The sequence below is a fragment of the Streptomyces sp. NBC_00597 genome (genome assembly GCF_041431095.1).
In the GTDB taxonomy this organism is placed as follows: domain Bacteria; phylum Actinomycetota; class Actinomycetes; order Streptomycetales; family Streptomycetaceae; genus Streptomyces.
On the sequence record NZ_CP107758.1, the window covers coordinates 639073 to 653579 of the forward strand.

At 67.3% G+C, this 14507-nt stretch carries 12 protein-coding genes and 1 pseudogene; 8 read left to right on the forward strand and 5 right to left on the reverse strand.

The genetic code is table 11. The features are described 5' to 3' along the window. The first annotated feature begins 489 nt into the window (after positions 1–489). The 4 genes from OG974_RS32595 (at position 490) to OG974_RS32610 (ending at position 3244) form a co-directional block, all read left to right on the forward strand. Positions 490–939 (forward strand): hypothetical protein, encoded by a 450-nt coding sequence (locus OG974_RS32595; protein ID WP_329317037.1) that lies wholly within the window; start codon positions 490–492, stop codon positions 937–939. 491 nt (positions 940–1430) lie between these two features. Beyond that, positions 1431–1742: a hypothetical protein gene (locus OG974_RS32600; RefSeq protein WP_327286486.1), complete on the forward strand. Its 312-nt coding sequence runs from the start codon at positions 1431–1433 to the stop codon at positions 1740–1742. A gap of 231 nt (positions 1743–1973) precedes the next feature. Beyond that, positions 1974–2594 (forward strand): hypothetical protein, encoded by a 621-nt coding sequence (locus OG974_RS32605; RefSeq protein ID WP_327286565.1) that lies wholly within the window; start codon positions 1974–1976, stop codon positions 2592–2594. Further along, positions 2591–3244 (forward strand): hypothetical protein, encoded by a 654-nt coding sequence (locus OG974_RS32610; RefSeq protein WP_327286487.1) that lies wholly within the window; start codon positions 2591–2593, stop codon positions 3242–3244. Before OG974_RS32605 ends, OG974_RS32610 begins: the two co-directional genes overlap by 4 nt. 684 nt (positions 3245–3928) lie before the next feature. Here the strand turns inward: OG974_RS32610 and OG974_RS32615 are convergent. After that, complete coding sequence (locus tag OG974_RS32615) at positions 3929–4420, reverse strand: hypothetical protein (RefSeq protein WP_327286488.1); 492 nt, start codon at positions 4418–4420, stop codon at positions 3929–3931. A 99-nt stretch (positions 4421–4519) separates the two neighbouring features. Then, on the reverse strand, positions 4520–5671 hold the full coding sequence (locus OG974_RS32620; protein WP_327286493.1) for an ISAs1 family transposase: 1152 nt from the start codon (positions 5669–5671) through the stop codon (positions 4520–4522). Positions 5672–6617: 946 nt separating this feature from the next. Between OG974_RS32620 and OG974_RS32625 the strand changes: the two genes are divergently transcribed. Then, the gene (locus tag OG974_RS32625) at positions 6618–6905 is read left to right on the forward strand and encodes a hypothetical protein (RefSeq protein WP_327286522.1); all 288 of its coding nucleotides are present in this window, start codon (positions 6618–6620) and stop codon (positions 6903–6905) included. Positions 6906–6993: 88 nt separating this feature from the next. Here OG974_RS32625 and OG974_RS32630 read toward each other — a convergent pair whose 3' ends face one another. The 3 genes and pseudogenes from OG974_RS32630 to OG974_RS32640 form a co-directional block, all read right to left on the reverse strand. Next, on the reverse strand, positions 6994–7539 hold the full coding sequence (locus OG974_RS32630; RefSeq protein ID WP_331735436.1) for a hypothetical protein: 546 nt from the start codon (positions 7537–7539) through the stop codon (positions 6994–6996). A gap of 77 nt (positions 7540–7616) precedes the next feature. Next, positions 7617–8910 (reverse strand): annotated as a pseudogene (locus OG974_RS32635) (IS256 family transposase). Between the two features lie 387 nt (positions 8911–9297). After that, a complete protein-coding gene (locus OG974_RS32640) occupies positions 9298–10965 on the reverse strand; it encodes an FG-GAP-like repeat-containing protein (protein WP_329317081.1) in 1668 nt (555 codons plus the stop codon). Between the two features lie 136 nt (positions 10966–11101). Between OG974_RS32640 and OG974_RS32645 the strand changes: the two genes are divergently transcribed. From OG974_RS32645 to OG974_RS32655, 3 genes are all read left to right on the forward strand, one after another. Beyond that, positions 11102–11413 (forward strand): hypothetical protein, encoded by a 312-nt coding sequence (locus OG974_RS32645; protein WP_327286525.1) that lies wholly within the window; start codon positions 11102–11104, stop codon positions 11411–11413. Further along, positions 11410–12288, forward strand: a complete 879-nt coding sequence (locus tag OG974_RS32650) for a hypothetical protein (RefSeq protein WP_327286526.1) — start codon at positions 11410–11412, stop codon at positions 12286–12288. Before OG974_RS32645 ends, OG974_RS32650 begins: the two co-directional genes overlap by 4 nt. A gap of 739 nt (positions 12289–13027) precedes the next feature. Continuing rightward, complete coding sequence (locus OG974_RS32655; RefSeq protein ID WP_327286527.1) at positions 13028–14116, forward strand: type II CAAX endopeptidase family protein; 1089 nt, start codon at positions 13028–13030, stop codon at positions 14114–14116. The last annotated feature ends 391 nt before the right edge of the window (positions 14117–14507 follow it).

Below are 14507 nucleotides of genomic sequence, written 5' to 3' on the forward strand. Positions count from 1 at the left end.
GATCGCCTACGAACGGTCTCGCGGCCGGAGGCCAGGGCTCGTCGTCCGGGTTGACCGGGAAGGGTTCAGGGGCGGCGGGGGCGAACACCTCGCGGCCAAAGGCGTTGGAGACACCGTCGTTCGAGGCGTTGCAGCGCCGAGCCGCCGCCCGCGGCCGCAGCACCCCTGCCCTGGCGGCCCGGTGGCCGGCGTTCTTCGTATCTGGAGTACGGACGGGTTCCGGCGAGCCCTGCCTGGGTGACTCTGCGCAGGCCCGCAGGTCAGACACCTACGTTCGGGCTGTAGCTCATGGGTGTGAGATTCCTGCGGTCACGCGCAGATTTCAGGAGTGACGCTCGTAATCTGCGTGTCCGTGGACGATTCACGAACTCGTCGTCTGGCAGTGGTTCCCGCGGGACCGGCTGGGCTCGACTCGCTGGGCGCCGGGCCAGATCGCGGTCTGGCGGACGTGTTCACGCTGCAGGGCAACGGTCGGCCTCTACCGGGCCTGTGGAGGAGAGGGACTACTTCTTCGACACGCTTGCGGAGTACCAGTGGGCCCGCGATGCCGCTGGTCTGATGCCACGGACCATCGATCAGTTGATCAAGCCAGTGATCGAGTTGTGCGAGTTCTACGACGCCGTTCCGTGGAGGCTTGCGCCGAAGCACTTGGATCAGTACTTCGCCGGTGCAGGCAAGAGAGCGCGCTCCACCGTGCGGGCCAAGATCAACAAGATCGACGGGTACTTCGCGTTCCTGGAGCAGCGCTACGCCTGCGAGATCGCCAGGCGGTTCGGGGCGGCGGTCGAGTCGCCGGTCGACCCCTTCAACCGTCCCCGCCATCGTGGTGACTTCGGGCTGAGGATCCCGCCGTCGCAGCGGGCGATGAAGGAGTCCTTCGCCGCCTGGCGTGACGCCCTGCCGTCCGCGCGCAAGGAGGCGGTGGCTTGCCGGGACTAGGTGATGGGGAAGATCGCCTACCTGTCGGGGGTCCGGGCGGCCGAGCTGTGTGCGGTGGCGATTGCCGATGTGCATTGGGAGGCCGGGCAGTGGGGCCGCTTCCTGGTCCAGGGCAAAGGTGCGCGTGGCTCGGGCCCGCGGCAGCGGGAGGCGTTCCTCTTCGAAGAGGGGCGGGCCCTGCTGTGGTGGTACCTGGAAGAGGTACGTGGACTGTTCCAGGACGACCCGGAACAACCGCTCGACCCCATGGCAGGGCTCTCCTTGTCCACCCCCGTCCGGCTCCCCACCCCGCTGCCCAGCGACCGCCAGCAAGGAGCCCTTCACCAGATCCAAGGCGCGCGGGGCAGGTTCGCAGTAGCCCTCGTGGCCGTGCACGCGATCAAGGCCAGCGAAGTTCGGCGCCTGCCCCTGGCCGCCGTCGATCTCGTCCGCGGAACGCTCACGGTCCGCCGCGGCAACCACACCCACACCGTGTACTTGGACCCCTCATCATGGGGCTCGCGGCCGACTGGCTGCACGAACGGCGCCGTACCCGGCCCATGGCGCCCAACCCCCACCTCTTCATCACCAGCCAGACCGCACACCATCCCGCGCTCATCCCGGTCAGCTACTTGGGACTGCGCGCGGCTTTCGACCAGATCGGCATGACCCCGAGGCAGCTCTGGAGCGACCGCGTGCTGGACGAGGCACGGGTGAGCGCCGACCCCGTCCACCTCATCCGCCTCTTCGGCATTCACCCGTCGACGGCCATGAAGTACGTCGCGGCAGCCCACCCCGACAAGGCTTTCCCCAAAATCCGCTGAGCATTAGTACTGCAATCACACAAGTGTGATTGCAGTACTAGGCGTTCCGTATCCTTAATGAGGCGGCCGAATGCGCCGACCCGCTCCGGCCGCCATGCGCTACGTCAGCACTGCATACCCGGAGCGCACCTCGAAACTGCCCAGGTAGTGGGCCCGCTCCGAGCCCAACGCCGCAGCCGAAAGCCCGTGGCGACGAAGCAGCGGGTCCGGCATCATCCCCATGTGATTGTTATGCAACCCGTTCTGGAGATCTCCGCTTCCGACGACTTCGAGCTCTGGCCCGTTGGCGAGCACGAGTCATATGGCTACCTCGTGCTGAACGGGGGGCTGACTCCGGCGGAGGTCGGCACGGCCGTTATGCGGATCGCCGACTGCAATGACTTCGAGCCGCAGGAGGAGCACGAATCGTGTCCGACCGACCCGCTCGGCGCCTTCCTGCACGGGCTGCTCACCATGCCTGACCTGTTCGCCGCCGGCGGCTTCCGGGTGACCGACAACGCCACCGACACCGTCTTCGTTGAGCCAGGCTGCTGCAACGGACTGGAGCCCTGGCGGGACTGGCTGGAGGTGCTCGACGGTACCGGCTGCGCATACTTCGGCCACGATCCATCCTCGGTGGCCGAACGCGTCAACGACGTTCTCCGGTTCACGCTCGATGCTCACGGGGTGGACGGCAGCCCGGTGATCGAGCTGTCGGTAGACCAGGTACGCAGGCTCGTCGCCGATGCTCAGCAGGATTTGCAGGACTTCCTCAGCCTTGCCGGAACCTGGGTGGAACGACACCTGCCAGCACATGCTGCTGCCGTCACTACCGCCCTGGCACGGGCACTGGACCTGGCACCCACACCATGACCAGCTTCCTGACCCACCGAGCGCACGTGCACGATGCCGGGCTCCCCCTCCACCGTCGGCACAGTGCGCTGCGGACCTGCATCACCCTCTTTGCTCCGTACGGCTTCCGGGCGACGTACCACCACCTCACGCTGAGCGCCGCGATCCCCCGGCGGCTGGAGGCGGATCCGGACGCGCTGGTGCGGGCGGTGGAGGAACTGTATGAGGCGCGGGTGCTGTGGCTCGCGCGGGCGGAGGAGTACGCCGCGCATCGCCGGGCGGAGAAGCGGGCCGGGCGGCGGACTGTAGTGAACCCGCGACCGTGGTGGCTGCGGAGCTGGTGGGAGGGCCCCAACCGCGCCTGGTACGAAGACCCGTTTCGCCATCCGTCGCTGCGGCTGCCCGAGTACGTCCGGCGACAGAACGCGATTCTGGACGGCGCCGATCTCCCCGGCTGCCCCGCCTGCGGGGACGAGAGACCGCTGGTGTCGAACTCGACCGGGCACGGCTGGGTGGAGCTGTGCCGTGGGTGCGCGTGGGTGCTGGCGCCATGTCCGTGCGGGCAGCGGCACCGGTTCGTCCCGGAGACCCCGTTCAACTGGAAAGGGATCTGGCAGCGGGCGCACGTGAGCGATGACGGCATGCCGAACCCACATTGGCCTGCGGGCTAGCCAGTTGGATCGGCGGCGAACGCTCGGAAAGCAAATCCCGCCAGCTTCACCGGAACCTGCGCGCGGGATCGCCTCAGCCATTAACGGGCACGCGGGTTCAGGCTTCCCTACGTTCAGGAATCTCGGAACCCGCGCGCTTCCGCGTTCGACGTGCTGCAAAAAGACGGCTTCGCCGTCGGGACACCACGGAGGCGATCACCGGCACCCTGACCCGCCCGCAGCTCCTCGTCCTCGGCCGCCACGACGACCGCGGCCGCTTCCACGCGGTCGGGCGGACGGTACCGCTGCGCCCGGAAGCGGCCCGCCAGGTCGGGGAGCACCTGGCTGCAGCCGGCTCTGGGCAGCCGTGGACGGGAGTGCGGTTCGCGGGGGACGGGATGGCGCCGCAGAAAGTTGCCCGCCTGGCGGGAGGAAACACCGTCGCCGACGAAAGACCGGCTGACGGCGCTGCCGCGGTTGCCACCTGGGGCTATGACCTGACTGCCCTTCACAGGACCGTGGAGCCTCTCCTCGAAGGGGATCCGCGCCGGACGCTGCCCGTCCCGCTGCTGATGAGAGCCCTCCAGCGGCTCGGCCCCGCCGAGAACCTGGCCGTGCGACGAGCCCTCGGCCGAGGAACTTTCACCGACTCCGCCTGGCGCCGGAGGCGGCCGGGGACTTTGCGGGGGCGGGCGTTGATCCGCCTCAGAGGTCTTGGCGGTAGCTCGCTCGTTGGAAGGCTTTGCGTATCTCGGGCGGGACGCAGGTTCCGTTGTCGGTGTACGTCATCCCGTTGGCGGTGGCCCATGCCCGGATTTCGTAGTAGTCGGGCTCTCGCCTGGTGCGCATGTCAGGGGTGCCTCGGACTGCGTAGGCGGGAAGGCGGCCCTCGGCGAGGCAGGTACGGGGGAGCGAGAGACCGAACCGGGTCTCGATGACCGAGAGGGTGCGCTTGTAGGTGATCGTGTACGGCTCGTACGGAGCGGAGGCGTCCTTGCTCCCGTCCGGTTGGAGGATCCGTGCGGCGACGAGTTCGGGCAGCAGCAGGTCGGGTTGCTGTCCCCACCGATCGTCTTCCTCTGCGAGACCGAAACCGCAAAGGTATGCACCGTCGCGGGCGTAGTCCACGGTGGCCGGGGGGTGGTCCGCCATCGGGTAGTACTGAATGACCTCGACGCCGTTGCGGGAGATGTCCACGAGGCGATCGGAGCCGGTGGAATCCCCGTACTGGCTTTGTTCGTGAGTTACGAGAGCGCAGGGGCATTGCAAAGTCTGATGATCTTGTGAGCGGGCTGGTCAGGCGATGCCCAGGAGGTCAAGTGGGCGGGTGAACGGTTCGTAGGAGGCGTGTCGGAGGCCGGCGGCGACGTTTTGGTGCCCGGCTGTGCGGACGGTGTTGATCGCCAGGTTGCGCAGGGTTGCCATGTTCTCGGGGGCGTGGCCGGTTCGGATCTTCGAGGCGTCCTCGCGGAAGGTGGTGTCACGAACGAAGTGAAGCCGGTTCTCGATGGTCCACTGCGAGCGGGCGAGCCGGCCGAGCCGTTGCGGCGATGCCTGATGTGAGGTCAGGTCCGTGACCGCGTAAACGGTCTCGCGGCTGACCTTGCCGGTCGTCAGGTCGGTGCGGTGGCGCAGGATGCGCACGGCCTGGGCTGCGTGGGGGAAGTCCAGGCCGAGGTCGATGACGGTGAGTGCCCTGGTCGCCCGGGTCTCCCGGCGGCCGTGGCCGGTCTCGCGGTCGTAGCGGCGCGAGGTGACGTCCTTCCATGGCAATGACCGCAGCCGGCGGTGCAGTTCGGGCTGGTTGGCCTTGACCACGAACAGGTAGTGGGCCTTCTTCTCCTCGACGAGGAAGCGGACGTGGCCGCGCTGGGTGTGGAGCGCGTCCGCTGTGATAGTGACCCCGGTCAGGTCGAAGGGCTCCAGCAGCGCCGCGAAGCAGGTGATCTCATTCGTCTTGTCGGGGACGCGTAGTTGGGTGACGGTCCGGCCGTCGCCGGTCATCGCGGCCAGGAGGTGGGCGGCGGGCGAGGTGCCGTGCCGGGAGCCGCGGGCGGCCTTGCCGTCGATGGCCAGTGATTCCGAGCCGGCGGGGTCAGCGCCGGTCAGATCGGCCAGGCCGCCGGGGCAGGCCATGCCGACGACCCGGCGGATTGTCGCGACACTCGGCGTGACCCGTACGCCGAGTGCCCCAACGACGCGGGCGCCCAGCCGGGCCAGGGCGTGCTGCGGGGCGTTCGCGGCCCACTGGCCGATGGCCGCGAACGACTGCGCGCCGCCGACGACGGCGGAGGCGGCAACCAGCAGCACGGCCACGAACGGGTGACGCACCCCTCGGCGCCGACGCGGATCGGGAAGCAGCCGCAGCCGCTCCACCAGCGACAGTCCCGCCACGTTGTCCAGGACCGGCGACTTGATCAGGCAGACGGTGGCAGACTTGCGGCACATCGAAGCTCCGGTGGTTCGAGGCGACTTGGAGGTCACCCCGTCCAACCGGAGCTTCGTTGCGTTCGTGACGGGCCAGTCCCGCCCCCTGCACAGCCGCGACCTGCGGACTCAAGCGCTTGCGGGGACTTTGAAACGCCCCTGGTAAGGCGACTGGCTCAGGACCTCCCGCCGGTGGGAGCAACCATCGAACTGGTCGTCGGCGAAGTCCGCTCGTGGCACCACGAACCGTGGGTATGGGTCGATCTCACGAGCCTCTGAGAGTCATACGCCGGAAGCGAGTTCCTCGCGACCCGGCAGGGGGCCACGGCATCACGCAAATCTGTCGCGCGAGCGGGCCCCCATGCGCTTTTGGGAGGCGAAGTCCGCCTGCTTGGGCTTCCGCCGTTGCGCGCCGTGGGCTCCGAGGCTGCTCAGCAGTTCCTCGAAGGCGTCCAAGGCGTGGGCCTGGTCGTCGAAGGGAGAGTCTGCGCCGGGCTGGGCGGCTACGGTCCCAGGAGCCGGGCGGTACGCGCTGGTAGTGGCGACGATTCCGGCATTGAGCCCGTTGGCAGGCGGCTTGCGCGCTACGCTCAAGATCACGCCGTGCCGACAGGAGTGTGCGGACGAGGGCAGGTGTCCCAGGCGCTCTGGACAGCACCTGACCGCACGAGGTGCCCCCGCCGGTCGGCGGGGGCACCTCGGCGACATTTCACCCGAGCATGCGGCGGTGGTGTCCGGCACGGCAAAAGCCTGCATCCTGACGCGGGCCGATTCCGCCCCCTTGCCCGTCCGGTCTGTGCCGGAGAAGCGGCAACAGGGTCACGGCCCCGTCGTACGCGGCACATGCCGCTGTAGCGGGCCGCGAGGACATCCAGGGCGCACCAGAAGGATCTGCTTCATGGACTGGCCCCCTGCGCTGAGAGCCTACGGATCCACGGTTTGTTGTCATAGTGCGTAGGGTGACGGTGTGAGGGAAACCAAGGCCACGGGCTACGACTGTCTCTCGTCTCGTCTGGTTTCGGAGAGCGAGTTGCGGGCGTTCCTTCTGGACTGTTTCGAGACCGCCGAGTGGCAGTTGTTCGTGGGCCATGAGGACCGCGTAGCTGAGGAGTTGCGGGACATCCCGCAGGACGTGGTGTTCTCCGTGTTCTGCACCTACCGGGAGGTCTTCGGCCACTTCGCGATGGGCTTTGACGCCGGCATCGAGGGCCGGTTGGCCGACCGAGTTACTGAGGTTGAACTCGCGATGTCGTAAGGGGTGACCGACCCCGGAGCCAGTTCTACGAAGTCCGTCCTCCGCCCCCTGTGAAGGCGCTCGACGTGGCGAGGTAAAAAGCGCCCGTCTACCAGCGGTGCCACACCGCTTCGGGTGCGGCATCACGCGTGACGGAGTGGTCATCTCCCGCGACGAAGAACAGGGCCCAGGACACGACGTGGTCGCCGGCGCGCTGGGCGCCGAGTTCGAGTTGGAAGCCGTCACAGAACAGGTCTCCCGTGGGACTGAACCGCAGGCCGGTGTCGTACGTGACCGCGTGGGCTTCCATCTCCTGCGCGAGCTGCGACGGCACACGGCCGATGAGCCGGATTCCCCCGCAGGTCACCTGAGGGCCGAGGCGTCCGTCGACGAGGACATAGGCCAGCTCCCCGTCCGCGTGGAAGTAGCACTCCACCGCCGCCTGGCTCGTGGGGGTGTCTTCCCTGGCGAAGCGCACGGGGTCCCACCCTGGGCTGTATCCGTCTGACCGGGTGGTGAAGCCGTGCGCGGCCAGGGCCGCGATGGCCTCTTCCTGATGCATGTCCATGCGCAGCGGCCCCAGGGTCCGCCCGGGGAGGTAGTCCCACTGATCCCGTTCCACGTCCGGAAGCACCGGCCACATACCCGTATCCATCACACGATCATCGTTCACCCGGTTCACGCCCCGTGCATGGGTCTGTCAATCGAACGGTGTATCCAGGGTGGTTGGGGCTACTGGCGGGCTGCGGAGAGGCGGCCGTCGAAGGTGATGTCGAAGGCGTTGAGTGCGGTCTTCCAGCGCATGGTCCAGCGGGCCTGGCCTTTGCCGGTGGGGTCGAGCGACATGATGGCCATGTAGACGCACTTCAGGGCGGCGGTCTCGTTCGGGAAGTGTCCGCGGGCCTTGACCGCCCGCCGGATCCGCGCGTTCACCGACTCGATCGCGTTGGTGGTGCAGACGATGCGGCGGATCTCGGTGTCGAAACGGAGGAACGGGGTGAACTCCTCCCACGTGTTCTCCCAGAGCCGGACGATCGCCGGATACTTCCGGCCCCAGGCGTCGGCGAACTCTGCGAACCGCTCCAATGCGGCGTCTTCGGTCGCGGCGGTGTAGACCGGCTTGAGCACTTTCGCGATCTTGTCCCAGTCCTGGCGGGCGGCATAGCGGAAGGAGTTCCGCAGCAGGTGGACCACGCAGGTCTGGACGGTGGTGCGGGGCCAGACGGTCTCGACCGCGTCGGGAAGGCCCTTGAGCCCGTCGCAGACCAGCATCAGGACGTCGTTGACGCCGCGGTTCTTGATCTCGGTGAGGATGTGCATCCAGTGCTTGGCCCCCTCGCCGCCGTCACCGAGCCCACAGCCCGAGAATGTCCCGCCGGCCCTCCGTTGTGACGGCCAGGGCCACATAGATGGGCCGGTTGGCCACAGCGCCGTCGCGGATCTTCACGTGGATCGCGTCGATGAAGACCACCGGGTAGACGGCGTCGAGCGGGCGGTTCTGCCATTCCGCCATGCCGTCCATGACCTTGTCGGTGATGGTGGAGATGGTCTGGCGGGAGACTTCGGCGCCATAGACCTCGGCCAGGTGGGCCTGGACCTCGCCCGTGGTCAGGCCCTTCGCGGACAGTGAGATGACCATCTCGTCCACGCCGGACAGGCGCTTCTGCCGCTTGCGGACGATCTTCGGCTCGAAGGAGCCCTCACGGTCTCGGGGCACGGATATCTCGACCGGACCGACGTCCGTGAGCACGGTCTTGGCCCGGGTGCCGTTGCGGCTGTTGCCGCCGTTCTTCCCAGCCGGATCATGCTTGTCATAGCCGAGGTGGTCGGTGATCTCGCCCTCGAGAGCGGACTCCAGCAGCCGCTTCGTCAACTGCTGGAGCAGCCCGCCCTCACCGGTCAGCTGAAGGCCCTCGGCCTGGGCACGGCCGACCAACTCGTCGATCAGCCGGTCGTCCACTGCCTTCACCCGCTGCGGCTCGGCGGCCTCGACAGACTCGGCCTCGGTCACGTTGTCACTGGTCATCGATGCATCTTCCTTGATCAGGAGTTACACCGAACGATTTACAGTCCTCCGGAAGCCGGCCGCTGAGCCCACCAGGTGCGGTGCACGTCGCACGATGTCGTGCACTCTCCGCACGGATGCCTGACATTTTCGCGGAGTGCACAACGTCAGCTTGAAGCTCAGTTTGCAGAATGGGAGCGCGTCGCGGGTGGTGACCGGATTGACGACGGGGCCGGCCCGGCGTGGGCGGGTCCGCCCCGTCGCATGTGGCACTCACGGGGTAATCGCAGCGCTGCTGCATTCCTGTGCTGCGAAGCCAGCAGCATGCAAAGGGGTGCGCCGGTGATCCGGTTGGCTCTGGACCCTACGGTGGTGCCTGGTGTGCTCGCAGGGGGCAATCAGGGCGGGTCAGGCTGGCGGGGAGATCATCCGCTCGGTGCCGAGGCTGTTCATGCGGGTGTCCTGGTACATGGTGGTTTCGCCGTCGCTCCAGCGGATCATGAGGTCGTTGGTGAGACCGTCACTGGTGAACTGTCCGGTGGTCGTGATCACGCTGTGGGTCCACGTCTTGTTGGGGCCGTGGATGCGCTGCTCGCCACCGAGGCCGCCGGTGGTGGTGCCGACGTAGTTGTCGAGTTCGCCGCTGTCCCAGCGGACCATGAGGTCCCACTTCTGGTTGCCGGAGAACTGCCCGGAGGTCAGCAGTGTGGCTTCCTTCCAGGTGCTGTTGGGGTCCTTGAGCTTGTATTCCTGGCCCAGGGTGCCGGCGCCCACGTTGGTGAACAGGCTGAGCTCGCCGTCGGACCAGCGCACCATGAGGTCGGTGACGTAGGTGGAGGCGTTGAAGCGGCCGGCGGCTATCTGGGTGGCGTGGCTCCAGATGGAGCCTGAGGGAGCCATTTCGACGCCGGCGCCAAGGCCGTTGGAGCCGACGTCGCCGTGCAGGGTCATCCTGCCGTCGTCCCAGCGGACCATGAGGTCGAACTGGTTGGAGCCGGTGAAGTCGCCGGCGGTGATGGTTGCGACCGGCTTCCAGCCTGCGTTGGGCGCTAGGAGCTGCCGTTCGGGACGGAAGCCGCCGTTGCCGTCACCGGGGTAGAGCGTGACTTCGCCGTCGGTCCAGATGACGAGTAGATCGCTGTGACCTGTGCCGGAGAAATCTCCGGCGGAAATCTGCTTGGCGTGCTTCCACGTCTCGCCGCTGCCCGGCAGGACCGGACCGTCCGTCGGAGGCTGGTAGGTGCCGCGATGGACGTTCTTCGGTCCGATGCCGTTGTTGGCGTCGTTGTAGAGGTCCTGGGCGTCCTTGCCGTAGAGCGGCGAGTACGAGATCCAGTCGACGTTGGCGTCGTTGCCGCCGCCGTGGTATCCGCCTACGTTTCCGATCACCTCTCCAGTCCTGGCCGAGGCGTTGTATCCCCTGATCCAGGGACCGCCGGAGACACCACCGTAGTAGCCGCCGCACTCCATCTGCATCTGCCGGAACCCATACAGCCGACGGGTTGGCACGTCACAGCGGATGGCCTTGTGCTGGCTGTTATCGCTGGCGTCGGCCGGGTAGCCGATGACCGTCACGTTGTGGTCGTACGACGTCGAGGTGGTGAAAGTGAGGGCGCCGACGACGTCCTCGACCGCACCCTTGCCATTGGGGGCGACGGTGACGAAGGCGAAGTCCAGGTCCGACACGGCAGCCTTCGTCTGGCCAGTGTCGGGGTAGCGGGGGTCCTTATAAACGTCGCCGACCGCGAAGAGTCCCCACGGCTGGTTGGCCGGGATCTTGAGAAACTGGTACTGCGGCACGAAGACACGGTGGGTGGCCGCGTTCAGGCCGTTCGCACAGTGCCCCGCAGTAAGCACCAGGCTCTTTCCCTTGCTACGCACGACGCTGCCAGTGCAGTAGGTGGCGTTCCCACCGACCGGCGTGCCGTCGAAGAAGAACGTCCCCACCATCGGGAGGCCGTCGAAGTGCGCGGCGTGGGGCGTGTCCGGCGGTGCAGCGGCTATCGAGTTGGGTGCTGATGGAGCTTTGATGGGCCCGGCGCCGCGGGCGGCGTCGATTGGCTTGGCCTGGGCCATCCGCTCAGCTGTCCAGTACTGCTCGTCCGCGGTTGAGGCCGCGGAAGCAGGGGGTGAGGTGGGGGTGGACGCGGAGGGAGAGGGGGGAGCGGATGCCGGTGGTGCGGCCGGAAGGGGAAGCTGCGAGGCGGAGGGCGTGGAGCCGGAGCGGGGTAAGTCTGAAGGGCTGGGTGTGGGGGGCGACGACGAGGATGAGGCCGAGGGTGAAGGGAGCGTCGTGCCGGCCGGAGAGGGAGCGGCCGACGCCGCCAGGGCAGTGGGGGCGGTGAGTAGCACGGTGCTGGTGCCGAGCGCGAGTGCGGTCAACCATTTTGATCTCAATGACTTGCTTCCTGAGTGCAGTGATGACGCCTGGCATCGCAGTGCGTTAGTGCGTCAGTTCGACGAAGGGGGCAGAGTAGGCAGTGGTGTGAAAGATCGTCAACGAATCCAGATAGGCGATAAATGAAGCGATTACGGGCATGGATCGGCGCGGCAATCCTGACGATTCCGCTGTTCATGTCACTCGGAGCGGAGGGCGTGCAGGCCGCTCCGCTTACAGATGTGCCACTGCCGCTTCCAAGTGGCGGCGAGCAGTCGGTTCGGCTTGGAGAGCAGGTCAGCGTCTCAGTGGGCCTGCAGGACGCCGTCGGCAATGGAGACAGGGTCTTCTCCGAAGCGTTCACCGCGGATGGCCGGATGAGGATGAACGATCCGCACGTCACCGCGGTCATGACGATCTCCTGCACCGCTGCGCCCGGGTCCTACGAGGTGCGCATCGGAGCGGGTGGAGACCGGAACCCCGCCGAGGTCACGCGGCTCTGGGGGAGCGTCCGGGTGCCTCCGGCTGAAGAGACGGAACGTGCGGCGTGCGCGCGGCGGGTGTCCGAGCTGCCGCCTGAGCCCCAGGAGGAGCGCTGGCCTGCGGATGTGGAGTGGCCCGCGAGCCCTTGGGACGTGCGGTCGGTGCGGGCCGGCGGCGAGATGACGGCCACCGATGGCCTGGTGATGGGCGGCGACGGAGGCGTCACGTTGACCTCGCCGGCGTTCACGCGACCGGTGGTCATGCGCGGAGCGAAGCGGGTCTCCGCGGTAGTCCGTGTCAGGTGCGACGCGAAGCCGGGTCTCTACACCGTGGTCTGGCGAGAGAAGGGCAAGCCGTCAAAGGTCTGGGCCCGGCTGCGGGTGGAACCCGCAGCCCCTGACTGCCATGACCCTGCCCCTACGCCGGTCGACATGGTCAAGGGCACGGCTCTCTGGCTGGCGGCAGGCATCTGTGCTGCCGCGCTTGCAGTAGGGGCGTATGCCCTGAAGCGGAGGCGGCGCGCCCATCCTCTTTCGTGATTGTGAAGCGTCGGTATCGTGTGCTTCGGAAACGAGTGGTAGATGCGGTACGCACGAGTCGGGTGCGCGTTCCGGTTATTCCTGCCAAGCCATGAGAAGGGGGCGCGGTTCTCTCTCTGGGAGCAGTCGAGTCGGCGATATAAGTGCGTCGTTCACCGTGGCTGAAACGATTCCATAAATGACTTAAACCGCAGACCCGTGCTGGTCGGACTGCTTGGATGCTCAAACTGACCTCGGGACATGGGCAAAGCCGTTGCCAAACGGTTCATTTGCTGTCTGATAGCTCCTCCCTGAAGCTGTCGACCGACGGAGGCGTCCAATCGCAGAGGGCCGGAGGCGCCCCTGTGCCTTTATGCCAAGCTCGTCAGGTGGTCGTCGTCGGCGGGTCGTTGGCGGGCCAGGTTTGTCGAGCACCGGATCGCCAGCTTGGGCGACATGCCGCGCAGCCGCGCCAGCGGACACCGGCGACCATGCGATTCGACGCCCTGCCCATGGTGGGCCGGTCCTTTCCAAGAGACCGGGGTCTGCGGTGACAGCACCTACTGCATTGCCAGTGTCGTGCGCATCTCAGGCAAGAACCTGCACGTGTCCGCCGGTCACGCTGGTACGCAGCCATGCAAGTCCGAGGAGCCCGCCTTCGCCCCGCAACCACCGCCACAGCGGGACGTGATAGCGCAGGATTCGAGAACGGTTATGCCACAGGGACCTCCCTTTCACCGGGGAGGTAAAGGAGAGGAAGGTGGCTTCGGCCATGTCGGAGATGCCGGAACCAGACCGCGCGCAGAACTTCGCGCCCGGCACCCCGCCGTCGGGGGGCAGCCTGTGGACGTACTCGTCCTGGCCAGGGCAACATGGCTCGGCCCTGAACCCCGACGGACCGCGGCCGGGACCCGTCCCGGCGCCGTCCGGAACGGAGTACCACGAGCAGGCCAGGAATGGTCGGCAGCGGTGGCCGCGGCGGCTCGGCGAGGCCCTTGCGGTGTTCGGGCTGCTGGTCACAGGGTTCGTCGTGGCCATCGGGGTCAGCATGCAGGTGGCCGCGGTCGTGGGCCTGGACCTCGCCCCTGATGGCAGCACCCGACTGCTGGTCAACCCCTTGGCGGACGAAGCCGTGGGGCTGCTCGCGCTGGCGACCGGTATACCAGCGGTGCTCTTGGCCGTGCGGTGGTGCGGCGACCGCCCGGCGGGGACCGTGGCGGCGGTGACCGGTGGGGTGCGGTGGGCTTGGTTCGGGATCTGTGCCGGCGTGGCCTTCCCCCTGATGGCCCTGGAATTGGGCGTTCTGGCGCTGTGGAGCTGGATGGAGGAGGGAGACGAGGTTTTCGAGGGGGACGCCCCAGGGCTCGGGAAGTTTCTGTTCGGGCTGGTACTCCTCGCCGTGCTCATCTCGTTCCAGGCTGCCGCCGAGGAGTTCGTGTTCCGAGGCTGGATCGCGCAGTTCTTCGGCGGGTTCCTGCGCTCTCCGTGGCCGGGGGTGTGTGTTGGCTCGGTGCTTTTCGCCCTGGCCCACGGGTTCGGCAGTTGGAGCGGCTTCCTTCTCCTGCTGTACTCGGCGCTGTGGTGGGGGTGGCTCGTCATCCGGACCGGCGGGCTTGAGGCCGTGATCGCCATGCACGCGGCCAACAACATCTTGTCCTATGGGCTGGCGATGGCGCTGGGGCAGTTGGCAGAGACGGGCACCGCCGCGGACGCGCCTTGGGAGGCACTGGTCCTGGAGCTGGTGAGCGCGCCGGCATACTGCCTGCTGATGGCACGGCTGAGCAGTGCCCGTGGTGTCGCTTCGCGTCGACCAGAGGGCCTCGGCCTCCGCAGCGGTCGTGCAAGCTGAAGGCTGCCCGGGCTCCGCCCGCCAGGCACTTGTCCGCCCTTTTCGCGGCTCCGGCGAGTACCCCGACGGCGCGGAAGGGGCGCAGTGCTCCTGTCGGAAACCGGAGAAGGCGTTTCAAGCCATCTCTCGAATCGCCGAGTTGCAGCAATCCGCTCGTCCTCCGGAGTAAGCCGCTGATAGCAACCACCGGCGCGGGCGGAACGAAGAAATCCACGAGCTGAAGGCCGCGTCCGGAATGCGCCGTGTGACTTGAGTCACGCCGGTATCTCTTTGGGTAAGATCAGACTGGTGCGTTACGTTCGCAATGAACGCATCAAGTTAACCCGGACCAGGTCGACTTGACGCGGTAGAAGCCAAATTGCACGGGGGGCGGAGTCAGACGCGGTTCGGG